General features: G+C 40.8%; 14 protein-coding genes. 3 read left to right on the forward strand and 11 right to left on the reverse strand.

Going from position 1 to position 17,976, the window contains the following annotated elements; genetic code table 11:
• Positions 1-244 precede the first annotated feature (244 nt).
• Complete coding sequence (locus AAGR14_RS10495; protein WP_342648547.1) at positions 245-2,869, forward strand: PAS domain-containing protein; 2,625 nt, start codon at positions 245-247, stop codon at positions 2,867-2,869.
• Positions 2,870-3,056: 187 nt separating this feature from the next.
• Here AAGR14_RS10495 and AAGR14_RS10500 read toward each other — a convergent pair whose 3' ends face one another.
• On the reverse strand, positions 3,057-3,614 hold the full coding sequence (locus tag AAGR14_RS10500; protein ID WP_342648548.1) for a hypothetical protein: 558 nt from the start codon (positions 3,612-3,614) through the stop codon (positions 3,057-3,059).
• Positions 3,615-3,753: 139 nt separating this feature from the next.
• On the opposite strand from AAGR14_RS10500, the gene AAGR14_RS10505 reads away from it, so the two are divergent.
• Positions 3,754-5,049, forward strand: a complete 1,296-nt coding sequence (locus AAGR14_RS10505; protein ID WP_342648549.1) for an MFS transporter — start codon at positions 3,754-3,756, stop codon at positions 5,047-5,049.
• A 60-nt stretch (positions 5,050-5,109) separates the two neighbouring features.
• The gene (locus AAGR14_RS10510) at positions 5,110-5,364 is read left to right on the forward strand and encodes a hypothetical protein (protein WP_342648550.1); all 255 of its coding nucleotides are present in this window, start codon (positions 5,110-5,112) and stop codon (positions 5,362-5,364) included.
• A 175-nt stretch (positions 5,365-5,539) separates the two neighbouring features.
• On the opposite strand, the gene pruA is transcribed toward AAGR14_RS10510, so the two are convergent.
• The 10 genes from pruA to AAGR14_RS10560 all read right to left on the reverse strand — a co-directional run bounded on the left by pruA (position 5,540) and on the right by AAGR14_RS10560 (position 17,501).
• The gene (gene pruA, locus AAGR14_RS10515; RefSeq protein WP_342648551.1) at positions 5,540-7,174 is read right to left on the reverse strand and encodes an L-glutamate gamma-semialdehyde dehydrogenase; all 1,635 of its coding nucleotides are present in this window, start codon (positions 7,172-7,174) and stop codon (positions 5,540-5,542) included.
• A 615-nt stretch (positions 7,175-7,789) separates the two neighbouring features.
• On the reverse strand, positions 7,790-9,052 hold the full coding sequence (locus AAGR14_RS10520) for a HAMP domain-containing sensor histidine kinase (RefSeq protein WP_342648552.1): 1,263 nt from the start codon (positions 9,050-9,052) through the stop codon (positions 7,790-7,792).
• On the reverse strand, positions 9,052-9,726 hold the full coding sequence (locus AAGR14_RS10525) for a response regulator transcription factor (protein ID WP_342648553.1): 675 nt from the start codon (positions 9,724-9,726) through the stop codon (positions 9,052-9,054). The genes AAGR14_RS10520 and AAGR14_RS10525 overlap by 1 nt, the downstream gene beginning before the upstream one ends.
• A gap of 285 nt (positions 9,727-10,011) precedes the next feature.
• On the reverse strand, positions 10,012-10,440 hold the full coding sequence (locus AAGR14_RS10530) for a trehalase family glycosidase (RefSeq protein ID WP_342648554.1): 429 nt from the start codon (positions 10,438-10,440) through the stop codon (positions 10,012-10,014).
• Positions 10,441-10,554: 114 nt separating this feature from the next.
• Positions 10,555-11,094, reverse strand: a complete 540-nt coding sequence (locus AAGR14_RS10535; protein ID WP_342648555.1) for a hypothetical protein — start codon at positions 11,092-11,094, stop codon at positions 10,555-10,557.
• Positions 11,095-11,849: 755 nt separating this feature from the next.
• Positions 11,850-12,788: a hypothetical protein gene (locus tag AAGR14_RS10540; RefSeq protein WP_342648556.1), complete on the reverse strand. Its 939-nt coding sequence runs from the start codon at positions 12,786-12,788 to the stop codon at positions 11,850-11,852.
• Positions 12,775-14,586: a hypothetical protein gene (locus tag AAGR14_RS10545; protein ID WP_342648557.1), complete on the reverse strand. Its 1,812-nt coding sequence runs from the start codon at positions 14,584-14,586 to the stop codon at positions 12,775-12,777. The genes AAGR14_RS10540 and AAGR14_RS10545 overlap by 14 nt, the downstream gene beginning before the upstream one ends.
• Positions 14,567-15,640, reverse strand: a complete 1,074-nt coding sequence (locus tag AAGR14_RS10550) for a hypothetical protein (protein WP_342648558.1) — start codon at positions 15,638-15,640, stop codon at positions 14,567-14,569. Before AAGR14_RS10550 ends, AAGR14_RS10545 begins: the two co-directional genes overlap by 20 nt.
• On the reverse strand, positions 15,637-16,686 hold the full coding sequence (locus tag AAGR14_RS10555; protein ID WP_342648559.1) for a DNA cytosine methyltransferase: 1,050 nt from the start codon (positions 16,684-16,686) through the stop codon (positions 15,637-15,639). The genes AAGR14_RS10550 and AAGR14_RS10555 overlap by 4 nt, the downstream gene beginning before the upstream one ends.
• Positions 16,683-17,501: a thymidylate synthase gene (locus AAGR14_RS10560; protein WP_342648560.1), complete on the reverse strand. Its 819-nt coding sequence runs from the start codon at positions 17,499-17,501 to the stop codon at positions 16,683-16,685. The genes AAGR14_RS10555 and AAGR14_RS10560 overlap by 4 nt, the downstream gene beginning before the upstream one ends.
• Between the last annotated feature and the right edge of the window lie 475 nt (positions 17,502-17,976).

The following is a 17,976-nucleotide window of genomic DNA, read 5'->3' on the forward strand; positions in this document are numbered from 1 at the left end:
AACAGTGTCAGTAGCCTATTTTAATGTATATAATATTTATATAGGTTATTGTTTATCTAATTATATTAAACAATAAAACTTATACACGCGGCACTTGTAGTAAAACTGATATTTTCCTGATTAAAGAACAAATTAATTTATTTCATCTGATGCTGATGCAGGTATTTTGAATAAAGAAATAACTGCCTAATATGTTGATAATGCGTTGTGTTAGAGGTTGCGTAAATAAATAATGGATGAATAAATGGAAACTAACAATTTGTCGGGACAGGTGGGCGACCGGTGGTCCGGCGAGCCATCGGGTACATGGCTCGCAGTTGATGCCTGCCGCCGCGAGGCCGGTATGTGTTTTGGGGTAATACCTAACCTTTTTAATCCTGCCTGGTCGGCTCCGGGTGCTATGGCGGCTTTATGGGCGTATGCGCGTACGGCCTACATCAACAACCCGTTACCGGCCGTTACCAAAGAACGTATTTTCGTATACCTCTCGCGCATGGCGCCAGCGTCGTACAGTTTGGCAAGGCATGTCGGTTTTTTAACAGGCCGTGGTAAACCGGCAGGTAATGCAACTGTGCAGCCGCAAAGCGTAAGCGATGTTATCGCCTTATTGCAGCTTCCGCTGCCTAATCAGCAATCAGCAGAGGAGGCGTTGCAACGTTTTCAACAGTATGCACCCTTATCCAAACTGCCCGAGCCCGGCTCTCCGCTCGAAACTGACATGCTGCTCTTGTTGGGAAATATATATCTATTACCACAACACGCCCACAGGGTAAGAGAGTCTTTAAAACAATCGCTTACTGATACAGATATACAATGGATTACGGCTTTGCTAAGCTACATCCACGCCGAACATTGCCACGCAGCAGCACAAAACGAACTGTATTTTGAACCTGATTTACAAGAGCTGTTTGAACAGGAACCTGCACTGGGCCAATTAATACCTGGAACCCAACGTCGCTCTCATCATTCAATTTCGACAGATACAATGATCCCAGTGCCGGCTGAATTGGCAAATACAGATGACGTTGCTTCGCAACCTGTAAGCAGCCCACCCGCATTGCTGCAGCATGTACTAGACATTACACCGGTAGGCATTTCAATATTAAAACCGATACGGAACGATGACGGCAGTATAGTTGATTTTAGGCTGCAGATGGTAAATAAGGAACTTGAAACCGAGGCGGGCCGAGGCGATTTAGCTGGTAAGCTTTCCATGCAAGAATATCCTGAAATAAGACATACTGGTCTTTATGACATGCTGGTACGGGTGATGCAAACCGGTGAGCCCGAAACATCCGAATACCGGTACGTAAAAGACGGCATGGAGCGGTGGTATGCAACAGCTGTTACTCGGGTAGATGATACCCTTATTGCCAGTAACCTCGATATAACACATCGAAAGCTGGCGGCCGAAGAGCGATCAAGAAGTTTAAACCTGATGGAACAATCGGAAGCATTGGCGCAAATGGGCAGTTGGGAATATGACCTGCGTACTAAAGTGATGACTTGGTCGGTGGGTATGTACCGCTTGTTTAGGGTAAAATCTGGCACACCAGTATTGCCAGATACCTTATTACAGTATGTACACCCAAAAAGCAGTGATGCTGTTGCAGCTATGATTCAGAGTGTTAGAAATGGTGAGGAATTGACGGAACAGGTAGTGGAGATGCTCGTTGCCGGCGAAAATCGAATCATGAGAGTTAAAGTGAGGAGCACACCTGATGTAGAAGGACGGATGACGAAATTAATGGGCGTTTATCGAGACATCACGCAAAGTCGCCGGTCGCGAGAGCAGATCATTAAAGACACCGCCATGATTAAAGGTTTTGCCGATGCCGCACCCGATATGTTGTATGTAATTGACCTGCTCACGCTGCAGATGGTTTACGTAAACAACCGAATTGAAGAGTTATTTGACAAGACTGCATTAGAGATCAAAGAACTTGGACAAACTTTTTTTGAAACGGTGGTTTATAACGATGACAAACAAATTTTTAGAGATAATATACAGGCATTAAAGGTTTCCGACCGTGGAGAAGTAATTGGTCTGACTTATCGCTTATATGATCATCATCAACAACTGCACTGGATAAAAACGCGCCGTACCGTTTACTTACGCGATGAGCAGGGGCAACCTACCCATATCATCGGTATATCGCAAGATATAACCGAGCAGATGGAACTACAGGAGCGTAACCGGCAGTTAAATAATGAACGCCTGGCGCTTGAAGAGTCGCAGCAGCAGGAGATTTTTAAGGTCACGCTGCAGTCGCAAGAAAAAGAACGGAAGCGCATAGCCGAGAGTTTGCATAATGGCTTAGGACAGTTGCTTTATGGTGTAAAGCTAAGCTTAAACCAAATAAGTACTAAAAACCCGATGCCGGCCAACGAGGAAGCGTTGCGCCATACCGAACAGCTCATTACCGACTGTATCCGCGAAACACGTCGGATTTCGCATGAGTTGATGCCAGCCGTGCTCGAAGATTTCGGATTGAAGGAAGCCATGCTGGATATTTGCCGGCAACTCAGCGGCGACACTAAATTTCAATGCCATTTTACCGGTCTTGAAGTTAAGCTGGACAAAGACTTGGAGGTGGCCATTTACCGCATTATACAGGAATTGATGATTAATGTGCTGAAACATGCCGGGGCCAGCATCGGCAAAGTAAATGTTGAAATTGCTCTTTACAGCATCAATATTGTTATTGAAGACAACGGCAAAGGGATGCAACCGGATATTAAATCTAATGGCATCGGCTTGTCTTCGGTTAATAGTAAAGTTAAACTATTAAAAGGCAGGATAGAGATCAACTCGTTACCGGGAGGTGGGACAAAGGTAAACATCCAGTTGCCCCATCGTTTAGGTTAATTTTAATAGTTGCGTTCAATTATTTGCATTAGTTTTCCCAATTGCCTCGCCATCTCCCCGTGTTTAACGGCGTTTATCTTAAAAACTGACTCGGGCAATGTCAGCTTCGTTACGGGTAAACACACAAATAAAAAAAGGCCCTTCCACATCAGCAAAAGAAGCCCTTGTCATTTATTTTTTCTGTTGGTTATGCTTCTAAGCCCTTCAGTATTTCTAAAAATGCATGGTAGATGCGGTGTAGTGTTGCAATGTCAGTGATGCCCTGATCAATGTTAAGTTCTAAAAACGTGCGCTCTTCGTCAGCGTCTTCGGGCGTGTGAGAATGTATTCCGAAATCAAAATCTTCCAGCTCAGTAAATACTGCCCGTAGTTCCGGATCGGCAAATAAGGCGGTTACTTTTTCGCGCGTATTGGTTTTAATCACCAGGCGATCGTCAAGTTCAGGATAACCCAACTTAACATCCTCCAAGCCAAAAAATTTACCAATGCTGTCTAAAAAGTCTTCATCATGCATGGCAAACCTAAAATTGTGGTTAACGTTAAGCAAGGCACTAAACTGTGTTAGTTCAGATCCACCTTCAAAACCTCCGCCCAAATCAATGTCAATGTATAATTCAATATTACGCCCGCCATAATTGATAATCGTATCGTACGTTAAAATATCTTCTTCTGTGGCTAATTCGGCGGAAATTTTATCCCAGACCTCCTGTTCGGTAGCACCCGTGATAATTTGTTGTTCGTCCATGATGTAAATAATAGATGAGTGTTAGACGTTAAACATTGCATCAGCATTTATGTTTACCGGCAGCTTTATATTTAGAAGTATTTCGCAAAAGCCGTTGCACAGCTTTCCGCAAATTGTATTTTAGTGCCAAACCCGTTTCATGTCTGCTATGCCTACGGTGGCTTCTAAAATAAATCAGCTTAAACCCGTTTTAGGTGGTTCAATCGGTAACTTAATTGAGTGGTACGATTGGTATGCCTATTCGGTGTTCTCATTATATTTTGCTAGTGTGTTTTTTCCAAAGCAAAGCGCAACGGCACAACTGCTTAATACTGCCGGTATATTTGCTATTGGCTTTTTAATGCGGCCCATTGGCGGTTGGCTAATGGGTAGTTATGCAGATCGCCGTGGTCGTAAAGCTGCCCTTACATTGTCGGTACTTTTAATGAGTGCCGGCTCGCTGATGATTACACTGGTGCCAGGTTATGCACAAATTGGTATTGCAGCGCCAGTCATCTTAGTGTTGGCCCGCATGCTGCAAGGTTTAAGCATAGGCGGCGAGTATGGTACGGCGGCTACTTATTTAAGCGAAATTGCGCCACCACACCGTCGTGGATTTTACTCCAGTTTTCAATACGTAAGTACGACCATGGGCCAATTAATTGCGTTGAGCTTGCTGATGATGATGGAACGCTGGCTGCTCACATCCGAGCAGCTGACTGCCTGGGGCTGGCGTATTCCGTTTGCTATAGGCGGCCTGCTGGCCCTATCGGCCATTTACCTGCGTCGCAATTTGCCGGAAACCGAATTCTATACCAAAGAATCTGTAAGCACTGATAGACGCGGGACGATGGCAGAGTTGCGGAAGTACCGCCGGGAGGTAGTAACGATTGTAGGATATACTGTAGGGCTAACTGTATCATACTACACCTTTTCGACCTACATTCAAAAATTTTTAGTGAACACTGCAGGTTTTAGCAAGCAGGATGCCACTCTGGTAACTACCATAGCCCTGTTTGCCTTTATGTTATTGCAGCCACTGGCCGGTTTGCTGGCTGATTATGCCGGGCGTAAACGCATAATTTTTATATATGGCACAATGGCATTGCTTACTACCTGGCCTATTATAAGTTTGTTGGGTAACACCCGCGAAGTTTGGCAGGCTGCCTTACTTGTTATACTGGCATTAGGCATTTTAAGTTTAAATACCTCCATTTCGGCCATTATTAAGGCCGAACTTTTTCCGGTTCATGTGCGCTCATTAGGTGTAAGTTTCCCGTATGCTTTAACTGTAGCTTTGTTTGGTGGTACGGCCGAGTACATTGCGCTGTTGTTTAAAAGTTACGGCCACGCCGAATGGTTTTACTGGTACTTAACGGCATGCGTTGCCTTATCGTTGATCGTAAGCATCCGCATGCGCGACCCTGAGCAATACTCGCAGATGGAGGATAAATAGTTTTTGGCCAAACAAAGCCACCGTTTGTTGTTTTTAATATCACAACATAACAACACTATTATGGCTACTGAAGATAATAACAACGTACCTATTAACGACGAAGAAGATCAAAAAGCGAGCAGCCGTGACCCTCAGGATACCAGCCTCGGCGACGCCGCGCTTAACGACACTGAAAAAAATGAACAAGATGGTGAGGTAGAAGCCTGGAACCGTGCTTACGATGCCTCTACGCCATCTTATGAACTTAATGTGGATGCAGGCATCGAAGGAAAAAAAGTGTCAGAAAAAGACGGTGAAGGAAATTTGGAAAAATAAGAGGTCGGTGTCAAGAGTACAGAACAGGGGTGTACGATAAGAATATTAAACTCCTCCAACAAAAAGCCGAAAGCCAGGAAATCTTCCTAACTTTCGGCTTTTTCTATTTTTACCAACCGGATTCTCGGTCTTATTGACTTGCCGACTCATCCTGGCTCTTGGCTCAATCCAATGCCTATACCTCTTTATCCAAAAATGGGTAGCGGTAGTCCTTCGGCGGATCGAAGGTTTCTTTAATGGTGCGCGGCGATACCCAGCGTAGCAAGTTAAGTGCAGAGCCAGCTTTATCGTTAGTACCCGAGCCGCGGGCGCCGCCAAATGGCTGCTGACCAACCACGGCACCAGTAGGTTTGTCGTTAATGTAAAAGTTACCAGCCGCATTGCGCAAACGCTGTGAAGCCTGGGCAACGGCATAACGGTCTTGCGAGATGATAGAACCGGTTAATGCGTAACCCGATGTTTTGTCGACGATGTTCATCACTTCCTCAAAATCAGCATCCTCATAAACGTAAATTGTTAATACAGGGCCAAACAACTCCTCGCACATCGTTACGTAGTAAGGGTCTTGCACCTGGATAACAGTAGGCTCAACAAAATAACCAACTGATTTATCATAAATGCCACCGGCAACAATTTCAACCTCTGGGTTACTTTTAGCTTCGTCGATGTATTTGGCCAGCTTATCAAATGAGGCTTCGGTAATCACGGCGTTTACAAAGTTTTCAAAATCTTCAACCGGGCCTACTTTAAGCGAGGCAATGTCTCGCTGCAGTTTTTCTTTAACGGCAGGCCACAAAGACTGCGGAATATAAGCACGCGAAGCGGCCGAACATTTTTGTCCTTGATATTCAAACGCTCCACGTATCAGCGCGGTGTTCACCACGTCGGCATCGGCGCTTGGATGGGCCAGCACAAAGTCCTTACCACCGGTTTCGCCCACAATGCGCGGGTAGCTGCGGTACAAGTTAATATTGTTACCAATAGTTTTCCATAAATGTTGGAATACATGAGTAGAACCTGTAAAGTGCAGACCTGCAAAATCAGGGTGACTAAAAATAATATCGCCCGCCACCGGACCATCCACACTTATCATGTTGATGACACCCGGAGGCACGCCAGCCTCGTTAAATACCTGCATAATCACGTTGGCAGCATACACCTGGGTAGGTGCAGGCTTCCAAACAACAACGTTACCCATCATGGCTGGTGCTGCGCACAGGTTACCGGCAATAGCAGTAAAGTTAAATGGCGTAATGGCAAACACAAAACCTTCTAACGGGCGCTGCTCCAGGCGGTTCCAAACACCTTTACCCGAAAGGGGCTGCTGGGCGTAAATCTCCGTCATGTATTGCACGTTAAAGCGCAGAAAATCAATAAACTCGCAAGCTGCATCAATTTCGGCCTGGTAGGCATTTTTAGATTGGCCCAGCATGGTTGCTGCGTTAATTTTAGCACGGTATGGGCCGGCCAGCAAATCGGCCGCTTTTAAAAAGATAGACGCGCGGTGTTCCCAGGGCATATCTTCCCAATTAGCCTTGGCCGCCAGTGCAGCATTAATAGCAGCATGTACATGGCTGGCATCGCCCTCATGGTAAGTGGCCAGTAAATGCTTATGATCGTGCGGCGGACGTACTTCCAGCGTTTTGCCGGTGCGTACTTCCTCGCCGCCAATATACATTGGGATGTCCACCTGCTGAGCGCGGGCCTGCTCTAAGGCTGCCTTTAAAGCGGCACGCTCTAAACTGCGCGGACCATAGTTTAATACCGGCTCGTTTACAGGTACCGGCACATTAAAAAATCCTTTTAACATAGGGTTGCTTTTATGGCCGCAAAGATACGGGATTTAAAGCGGATTTGGTAGGGGGGGCACATCAAGACGGAGGGCTGTAAAAAAGCTTACACAGCTATGAATTACAACCGAGATTATAGGTACGATACGGACTTAAGCAGTTTTTCGTCCAACGATACCTGGCCAAGGGGGAACCGTTAACACGGTGAACGACAAGCACAGCTTGATAGAAATACCATCATCAAAACAACAAACATTTAATATCCCTTATCGCACAATATTTTTACGTAAAAGTCATACAATAAATAAAGTCATTCTTGCTTACTAATGAAGTTTAATAGGTGTCGGTTGAGTTAGAAGCGATGCTAAGACCGGTAAGTATTGAATATAGCGAGACTTCTTACTGTAGAGAGCTTAACTCATAGAATCGCATTGTAAGCGTCAGGCAACTAATTGGAACCGATCGTTGAAGTACTCTTTTGCAACAAAACGTTACTAAAAAGATATACTTAGCACTTGTTTCGGCGCATACAACTGCAATTGCATTTGAGCACTGTTATATAAGCAGTTTTTACAATTGTTTAAGTTAAGCATGGCTATATAATGTTAGACAATGCTGTAAGGTAAGCGCAAGATTTAGTTGGTGGATGTAAACGTTACCGTAAACTCGTGGCAGCGGTTAGCGTAACGGTAAGAAAGTGTAAACCGGTAATGGTCGCATATTTCTTTACTGATGGTAAGTCCTAAACCTGTACCGTCTGATGATGCTGATTTTTTAAACCGGTCAAACAAGGTGCGTACGTCTAATGCTCCGATATCTTTTCCGCTGTTGGTAAACCGTATATGGTGTTCATTTAGTTCAATGCTAATTATGCCGCCATGCACGTTATGTTTGATGGCGTTACCCATCAAGTTACTGATTAATACTTCTATTAAAAGCAAACTCGCATCAAGTGTTTTAGGCTTCAGATCTACATTCACTCTAATGTCAAGACCAGTGATAACGTCCTCATACTGATTAAGTGTATCTCTAACTACTTTGTCCAGTTTTACTGGCTGCTTGTCGGTAATCAGCCCGTTTTCAATTTTTGCCAATAGCAACATCGACCGGTTTAGGCGAGTGAGTTTGGCTACCGAGTTATAAATATCACTCAATAGCAGGCTTTGTTCATCCGAAAAAGCTCCGGTTTGCACAAAGGTGTCAAGTTTGGAGTTAACCACAGAGATGGGAGTCATCAATTCGTGGGATGCATTTTCTGTAAAAGCTTTGAGGGCTTGGTAATCATCCCTGGCACGTGCCGCCATAACGATTACCGCTTTGTTCAATTCTTTAAATTCATCGATTGATGAGTTTACGGGTGGGATAGGGCCTCCGCTAGATAATGTAAAAGATCTTAACTGATCGAGTATAGTGTAAAAAGGTTTCCAGATATTAGAAAGAATGATCCGATTGAAGATAAACAATGCTGTGAGCAATACAATGATTAAACCCAGCGTAATTAAAAAGATAACCTTAATTAAGTCTTGCGTTTCAACCATAGATTGAACAACGGTAACCTGGTAAAGCTGCAGCCCAACCTTTACGGATGTGTAAATGGCCCGGGCAGGCTCCAGTTCATCATCTTTCAAGTCCATGTAAACGGTATCAATGAACCGGCGGGGCACCAGCGACTTTACCAATGCAAAGGAGGTGGTTTGGTGGTTTGTATAAAAAATCTGCGGCAGTTTGGCGTTGATCCGCACATAGTCTAATACCTCGCGCTCTTCAACCCTGAGCGATTTATCAATTTGCCTGGATAACACCAGCTTTATCGCAAAATAATAGACTACCGCCGCAAACAGCATAATAGTAACGGTGAGCAGTATAGTTGAGCGGTTATAACGGTGAAGCAGTTTCATCAATCAGTAAATTTATAACCCATACCATAGGCAGCCTGAATATAATCCTTTCCGCCCGCCTCAACCATCTTTTTACGCAGATTTTTGATGTGCGAATACAGGAAATCAAAATTGTCGGCCAGGTCAATACTATCTCCCCAAAGATGCTCGGCAATTGCATTTTTAGATACTACCTTGCCCTTGTTAGCCAAAAAGTAAAGTAAAAGCGAATACTCTTTCGGGGTTAGCTTAATATTTACATTTTCTACCTTTACTTCTTTACCAGCCAAGTCAATGTCAATTTCGCGATGTTTTAAGCGGCGGCTGCCGTCAAAAGATTTGCGGCGCACAATAGCAGCTACCCGAGCTTTTAGCTCTGACAGGTGAAATGGTTTGGTAAGATAGTCATCAGCACCCAGGTCAAGGCCAGTCAGGCGGTCATCTAACGAGTTTTTGGCCGATACAATTAAAATTCCTTCATTATGCTCTTGCTCTTTTAAATGCCGGAGGATGTCCAAACCACTTCCATCAGGCAGCGTGATGTCCAGAATGATGCAATCATACCTGTATAAGTTAACCTTATGCATCGCCGAATTAAAGTCGATGGCCGACTCGCAAACATTGCCGTCTTCGGCAAAATAACTCTCAATGCTTTCGCGCAAGCCGCCCTCATCCTCAATAACTAACAGTTTCACAACTTTTTTATTTAAAGGTATATTCAAATTCTGGAGGAAGTCTGAAAATATTGAATTATGCAGACGCTTGCTGGCCAACCTCCAGATTAAAGTTTACTGAAAGAAAAAATTCAGGAAATCTTCTGCCACCTAAATTAAAATTCGCCTGGCATTTTTGAGCGGTATAAACACATTTACGGCTTGTGTTTATAAGCAATATTTGACCTCCGCTAATTAAGCATACTTAGGTTTTCTGTTTTTTTTGAATTACCAATAAATTACAATTACTAAATCTAAGCACAAGATTCAACCTGCGCCAATAAACCGCCGATAAACTGACTGTACTCGTCGCGCATGGGCAGTTCCAATCAGATCATATTTCCCTGCAGTTTGCAAACGCAACATGGTAAAGTAGCTATCCCAATAATATAAGCCTCTAAACCTGCCTCCCGGAACAATATAAGCGTGTGGAACAGGCAGCAAGGAAGAATTGGGCTCCGTAGTGCGTGTTAACAGTGGCCAAAGCCGGTTGACATGCTCGACGGTAGGTAGCGACTGGTTACTGGTGTAATCAGTTTTTATAGGCTCCGGAATATGAAAATAGGTTGTTACAAACTCCGCTAGATCAAAATCCTCGTGATGCTTTTCAATTTCATATAAATTCAAGATTTCTTCGGGAGCACGTTTGGGGTAACAGTCGGCGAAAGTGATTGAATCAGAAAAAATACGCTGCATCTGCACGTCGTGGAACAAAGGGGCCTTATCTCAAATGAGTTAAATATTAAGCAGTTAATGAGTTACTTTTCTTAGATCATATTACAAAATAACATGGGTAATGTTAATTACTGATCATTTCTTTACATCCATCTCACTAAAATCAATAACAGTGAATCCCGTGTCTAGTTTAAATGACCGTTTGAAAACGCCTTTTGATCCAAATCCAAAGTCTGCTCTGAATGTATGCACCATATTGTAATGAATCGTTTTGCCTTTATATTTAGCTCCTTTACTTTGAAGTATAGAATCTGCTAACATTGCTTTTTTATTATATCGTTCCGCAATTGATTTATAATGTTCGGCTTGACGAAGTTGAAAACGGTTGGGCGCTTTATTGAGCAGCGAATCGACTTTTCTGTTAAATATACCGACAGTGTCATAAAGGCTTGTAACTACACTATCCAATTTTATGCCTTCTCTATTTTCTTGCCAGTAAAGGCCGGTAGTATCATAAGTTAGCGTATCGAAAGAAATAGGCTGATAGGAGCCACCATCATACTCTATACCCCGCATATAAAGCTTAATGGCAGACTGTGCCCTATGCTCTTTGCTTCCACTACTATTACATGCGATCGTTAAGAGTATTAGTCCTGCAATTATAATGTATTTCATAAACTATAACTAAACAAGGGACAACTTGCGTATATCAAGAAGTATTAATTCGAATTTTAAGGCAGTGGCTTGAACCATAGAAAACATTGGATGTAGCAAGAATAACACCTTAACACAGAGTGAATCCATAATTAGCGTGTTTTAGTAAAAATCATTAATTTCTATGAGAAGGAAGAAAATATTTAAAAAAGCAAAAGTGATAGCTGATGAATTTAAGCAAAAAAGGGCCTCTACGTATAGTAGAAGCCCTTTTAAACTTTTGCGGAGAGTTAGGGATTTGTAATTAACCTTAAAAACCGCTATAGTTCAATATTTTCAAGGATTTTGATTTCGAACTCACCGAATCACTCACCTTACTGTATATAACTTTTTTAGCTGCAAATGCTACACTCAAATATACCAAATTTTATTATTTGGTTAATCAATGAACTTTGTAAATGTTTACGCACCCTGTATTCCTCATAATAGATAAGCATACAAGAAAAGTGTAAATTAACTTATGATTTGAGTCCAATTGTGTGCCCAGTTACGCGTTCCACAATATGGATGTTTCTCCGACTAAGTTGTAAATGGTATAAAGACTTTGTTCAGAATTTGAGTCTATAGATTTAATCGATGATGACGAAACTTGGAAATACCCCCCCTTCAGATGTTTCAACGCTAAGTAACCCTTTACTAACAGCAAAGAGAGATTTTAGGTTTAAACAACCGGAATAGTTGCTTTATCTCATCAGTGCATGCAAGAACTTCCTGCATTAAAAGATTTTGATAATATAACAGTAATCCGATGGTTCAGAATAGCCCTTATAATTATACTCATGTGCTCTTACATAACACAACTGAACACGGGGATCCTCAATTGCAACCAAAGCCGCACCTATAGAAGATAGTTTATTATTTAACGGTGTAATTACTGTGTTATGATCTTTATATCTGGTTATTTGAGCCGAAACTTGTTCTTTCGTATCAAAGGGGTTTGTAAGAGAAAATTCAAATGTTTCGGCAAACGGATAGATTTCCAGCAGATCTATATGTCGTTGTCTATTAATTTGATAATGATTAGAATCAATGGAATCGTCGATTGGACCGATTCCAATACTTACTTTATCAAACTCAAAATTTTCGATAAGCTTAGAGGTGCGTTCAGATTCAAAACCAAAAAGAATAATTAAGTGATTTTTTTGAGATGGATTCAAAATGCCTGGATATCCCAATATTGAACGTATGGATTTTGTGCCTTTAGAAAGCCATTTCTCATTATCGTTTTTTTCATTTATCGAGTATGCTTTAGCACCTACATAGGCCATATGTACGTTATCAAATTTGTGTTTAAACAAGGTGATAAATCGGAATAAGATCAATAATCCCTCATGTGTAAATGTAGAAACATCTACGACAAGATTTCTTACATGTGCGATGGACTCAAACTTTGCTAATAGGCTTTTACCGGTAATGAGAGGATCATCAGTACTAAATTCGACAAAACTCGCTGAATGATATTGTTGAGCTGTAACGATGTTGTCATTAAAAAATTCGCTTTCATTTACATTATACGTAAACCAAATATTACTTAAACGCTGCACATCAATATTTTTCAAAAGGGAAAAACATCTCTGTTCAAACGAAATAGCACATATAAACAAATCGATATCAAATATGCTTTCGTTTATGTCTGACAATCTAATTGGTTTCATTGCTAAATTGATCAAAAAGTTCTAACTGACTATCATAAGGAGTATCAGCGCTATATTCTTTGTCTTGTATTTTCTTTAAAAAAGATTTAGGATTAACAACTGCAAGATTAAGCATTGTACTCGTTAAATATAAATATCCTGAAAAACTCATTGGATCAAGTTTGAAATACGGAGCCAACATTCTATTTAATATATATAGCTTTGAGCGTCCTAAACCACTTTTGGAAGCTAATGTGTTTGTGTGAAAATATCCATAAATCACACCTAATTTTAATATTTCTCGAAGTTCGTCACTCAATTCGTGGTCAAAGTAAAAAGCGAATTTCCTCCTTTCAGAACTGTTTGATTCTAAAATTATTCGAAAAGCTTTGCCGAGTGAATCAATCAAATTACGAAGTTTCTTATGTTTGTTTAACTTATCATTATCCATGTTTTTATCGTCTAATAGTTTTTCAAACTCATTGGATAACATTGCATAAGAATACTGAGTTATTTCTGTATTTTGAATATTGACAGGAATCAAATCAATTTTTATTTCTTCTTTCTGAGCGTTTATTGTTGCCGTGAACATTTTCGCTGCTAAGTCTAGAAAACTCCTAATTATTCCAGAAGATAAGTGAACTAATTGATCAAACCCTGCATAACTATAAGTATACTGATTATTTAAACCAATCATGTAATCCGGCCGTGCGTTTCGGTAAGCAAAGTCATAGGCCTGTTGTTCCGACTTCCCCTCAAGCATTTTCTTGTTTTTCAGCTCTACAAAGATTTTATCAATTGCAATAGCTTGTTGCTTATCAGAAGGAAAAAAATCTTCCGCAGTTACACCGATGTTCGATATAGTGCTAAGCCTTTTTTCTACAATCTCCTTAACGTTGCTATTATAACGATTCCTTTGTTCTGAAGTATATACCTGATTTAAAGTGATTTCAAAATAGTCATGCGGTGAGTCAATTTTGGAATTTTTGGTTGTGAAGAACGTTTGATATTTAAGCTGAGTAGAAATTTTGAAACACACAAACGAGGTGCTTCTAAAAGATACCCAAGAATTCAAAATCTTCGTTTGGGTTAAATTCAGCTCATCTGCATCATCTACTAAAAGGTATAGAGGCGCGTCTGGAAGAAACGAAAAATCTTTAATTCTTTTGAGAATAGGTAATAAGAAGTTTTGGTAAAGACATAGAGGCCCTAAGTAAGGAAGCTTTGTGTTCCCACAAAGCAACTTCCCCAAATAATCTACAACAAATTCAGTCTGAATTTCTGAACAAAGCAAATGAATGGCAGCAAAAACTTCAGATATGTTTTCGCAATTTTCAAAATTGAAATCGCCGGTATACCCAGTCTTTTTCAAAATAGCGGAAAAAAAGGATGCAAAATCTTCCACTATTTGGGCGTCGACTTCAAATTCAGAATAATCTTCTTTTGCAAGAGAATCAAATATTACAATCGAGAAGTATATTACTAAATAGTGTTCATTAAGGAAGTTTCCACCATGGCTTTGTTCTAGAATTTGTAACTCTGTTAAATTGAGGGATGTCTCTTTAATGGGAACATGAATAGAATAGAAATCTATATCATTCAGTCTTTTTTGAGATTTCAGCCGTTGGCAATCGGGCTTCATGATGCGGAACATCATGCTTTTTCCAGATCCTCGTGGACCATTTATAAATGTATTTCCCGGATTCAGAACTTGATAATAATCTCTAAAAACATCGACGAACAAATTTAAAGCCTCACTTGCTCCAATCTGATCAGGCGTTAAATACTGAAATGGATTTTTAGTATGTTGCTGTAACATTAGTTAAACATTGATCAATTGACATCCTACATATTTTTTCGCCTGTAAACTCACTTAACGTAGGGCATATAGAGAATATGCCCTCTGAAGCCGTTGATGGATACCCCACTTCTCCAATATCATAACTTATCTGCTTTTTAATTGGCTTATTCCTATGATCCATTTTGTCTGTTGTGATTGTTATATCTACTCGGATCTTATTAATCTGCAATTCAGGCCGAGTGAAACGCATACAGTACATACGTTCCAAGTGAGTCTTGTAAGTGCGCTCGTAAATTTCGTTTATAAGGTAAACTTCTATCACGCGTTCGCCTTCTGCATCTTTCACTTTCTTTTTAAATAATTTGCATAAATCCTTCTCTTCAACATCGAACGAAAGCTTAATCTGCCGGCCAGCAATGTCCACTACTGTCGAATGTAAGCAATGTGAATATCGATGATAGATTTCTGCAAGTTCTGGTAGAAGCCCGTTTTGAAGTTCAAATCGGCTTGCTCTTGACCTATCTTCTGCAAGTTCGTCAGCAAGTTTAAGAATTGCAGCTAATAATGGTTTTCTTACTTCAAAATCCAAGATTGTGTCAGGAGCCAAGTCGGAAATTTTATCCTTTGGATGACCACCATGTGCCTCAGCAATCTCGAATATGCATTCCCATTCAATTCGATCATGACCAGCATGAATACCGAATTTTTGAATGATTGAAAGAGAATTTATTTCATGGTCAACTCTCCCAAGTATATTTCCAACATCATGAATGTGTATCGACATCAACAATATATACGTTTCGTACTCTGATAATATAATATCAGAATTCTTAACTAGTTGGCTAGCACGCAAAATTACTTTTGAGATATGTTCAGGTCCATGGTCGTTTAAGTAACCTCCGTCTACTGTCATACCCCCTTTAACCACGTACGGATGAATCCACGTATTTAACTGATGAGACAAATAATTATAACGGGTTACGTACTTGTCATCATGCGGAAATATGAGCTTTATATTTTCGTCGATAGACTTGAAATATTCTTCAAGTGTTCTAAAGCTTCCTAAATTCATTGATATGTTGATATTTTTTCAAAAATTGCCTTTGCTAAAAATGGAGGAACGGCGTTGCCGACTTGTTGTTGCTGTTCATTCAACGTTCCTTTAAAGCAAAACCAATCAGGAAAGGATTGTAGACGTGCAGCTTCTCTTACCGACAATCCCCTGTCTTGCGTTGGATGAATGAGCATGTTCTTTCTAAAATTACCGATGACGACCGACGGTTTGTTAAAATCTAAGCGATGATAGATTCCAGTGTGACACCGTGTTACGTCTTTATAGGTTCCCATGTGTTGTTGTGGTATATTGCGCCAATTACCACCTTGTGGGATGAATTGATACCGCTCTATAACAGTTGGGGTGTTTGTACTCACACCATGGTTGCTACATGAACCTAAAGCTCCTCTGAGTGTCTTACAGTATTGACTTCTTGCTGGAGCTTTATAATCCAAGTCGTCGAGTTTATTACCATTACATAAATCAGGCAAATCTTCAAGCGCGTCTTTTACACTTAAGTGAGGTGTAGAATAAGGCTCAGGAAACTCAAATTTCACACCGTGTTTAGATCCAACAATGAATAATCTTGTTCGCTTTTGAGGCACGCCGTACTGAAATGCATTTAGAACCTTGTGAGTAATTGTGTAGCCGAGGTCAGTGAATCGCTCAACGATAGTTTTGAAGAAAAAACCATTATTTGTGCCAATTAGGCCTTCTACATTTTCAAGTACAATCCAATCAGGCGACCATAGAACAGTCACTCTCGCAAATTCTTCAAATAACCAATTTTTGTCATTATCTGCGTTTCTGGTTCGGTGGTTTGATCTTGAAAATCCTTGGCAGGGAGGCCCTCCAAAAAGAATTTTGGTCTCATCTATCTGCTTCAAAGGAATCTGGTCTAATTCACGAATATCCTTAGCGAATACCAAAGCTTCGGGATGGTTGGCTTTAAAAGTCTCGGCCGCTGATCGATCAATTTCGACAGCCATCTTAACATTCACTCCAGCCATTGTTGCACCAAGCGACATACCGCCTGCTCCTGAAAAAAGCTCTATGCCAATCATACAGCAATTGGTGCCTTTATGGATGGGTAAGGATCGTAATTTTCTAATTTAAAATCTTCAAATTTAAATTTAAAAATGTCATTAACTTCAGGATTTATAATCATTTGCGGATATGGCTTTGGTATTCTGCTCAACTGCAAATCTACTTGTTCCAAATGATTTAAATAGATATGTGTATCTCCTAAAGTATGAATGAACTCTCCTGGTTGTAAACCGCAGACTTGAGCAAACATCATTGTAAGAAGTGCATAGGATGCTATATTGAATGGTACTCCTAAAAACATATCTGCACTTCGCTGATACATTTGACAGGATAACTTCCCATCTGACACGTAAAATTGAAACATTAAGTGGCAGGGTGGAAGAGCCATTTTGTCGACATCGGCAGGATTCCATGCACTCACAATTATTCTCCTACTATCAGGTTTTTGTTTAATCATTGTAATTGCATTTTTGATTTGATCGATCTGACCACCGCCAGGTGTTGGCCAATTGCGCCATTGATAACCATACACTGGACCTAATTCGCCATCGTCATCGGCCCACTCATCCCAAATGGAGACATTATTATCCTTAAGGTATTTTATGTTGCTAGAGCCCTGTAAAAACCAAAGCAATTCATGTATAATTGACTTAAGATGGAGTTTTTTTGTAGTTACGAGGGGGAAGCCTTTCTGTAAATCAAACCGCATTTGGTAACCGAAAATGCTGATTGTTCCAGTCCCGGTACGGTCAGTTTTTTTTATTCCTGTGTCCCTGACAAAACGTAGCAAGGTTTCGTACTGATTGTTATCGCTGGAAGTTGTAGTAGGCATAATCACAATTTTGAAAATAACTGTAAATATAAGACTTTATTTGCTTTTTAAAATACTAAAAAAATTAGCATTTTAACTTAATTCGATGTATCATCACAGTATCAGCAAGCCATGTTTCGGTATACCGAAACGGCTTGCTGATACAATCGCACTTCGTTTAATTGTATCAGTATATTAATGTAAAGGCTTCGGTCGCAGTAGTAATTGCGGGTTATTACTAAAGCCTCCAAACCCCCGTTGGAGCACAAAAATTCAATTATACTGCATGGACTTACCATGAAATAATTGTTTTGTTTTTTGCTGCTCTTCCAGCGACCAACGGGAGCGGGAAGCAAGTTGGCCACGGCCTGCCGTGGAGTTTTTGTGGAACAAAAACACAAACTTGCTTCTTGCTTCTTGTGAACACAAGCTATACCAGCCAGCGACTATTGAGATAATAATGTTTCCGTTCAGGGGTTGAATAACCGAAATTTGA

The organism is Mucilaginibacter sp. CSA2-8R (assembly GCF_038806765.1).
Taxonomy (GTDB): Bacteria; Bacteroidota; Bacteroidia; order Sphingobacteriales; family Sphingobacteriaceae; genus Mucilaginibacter.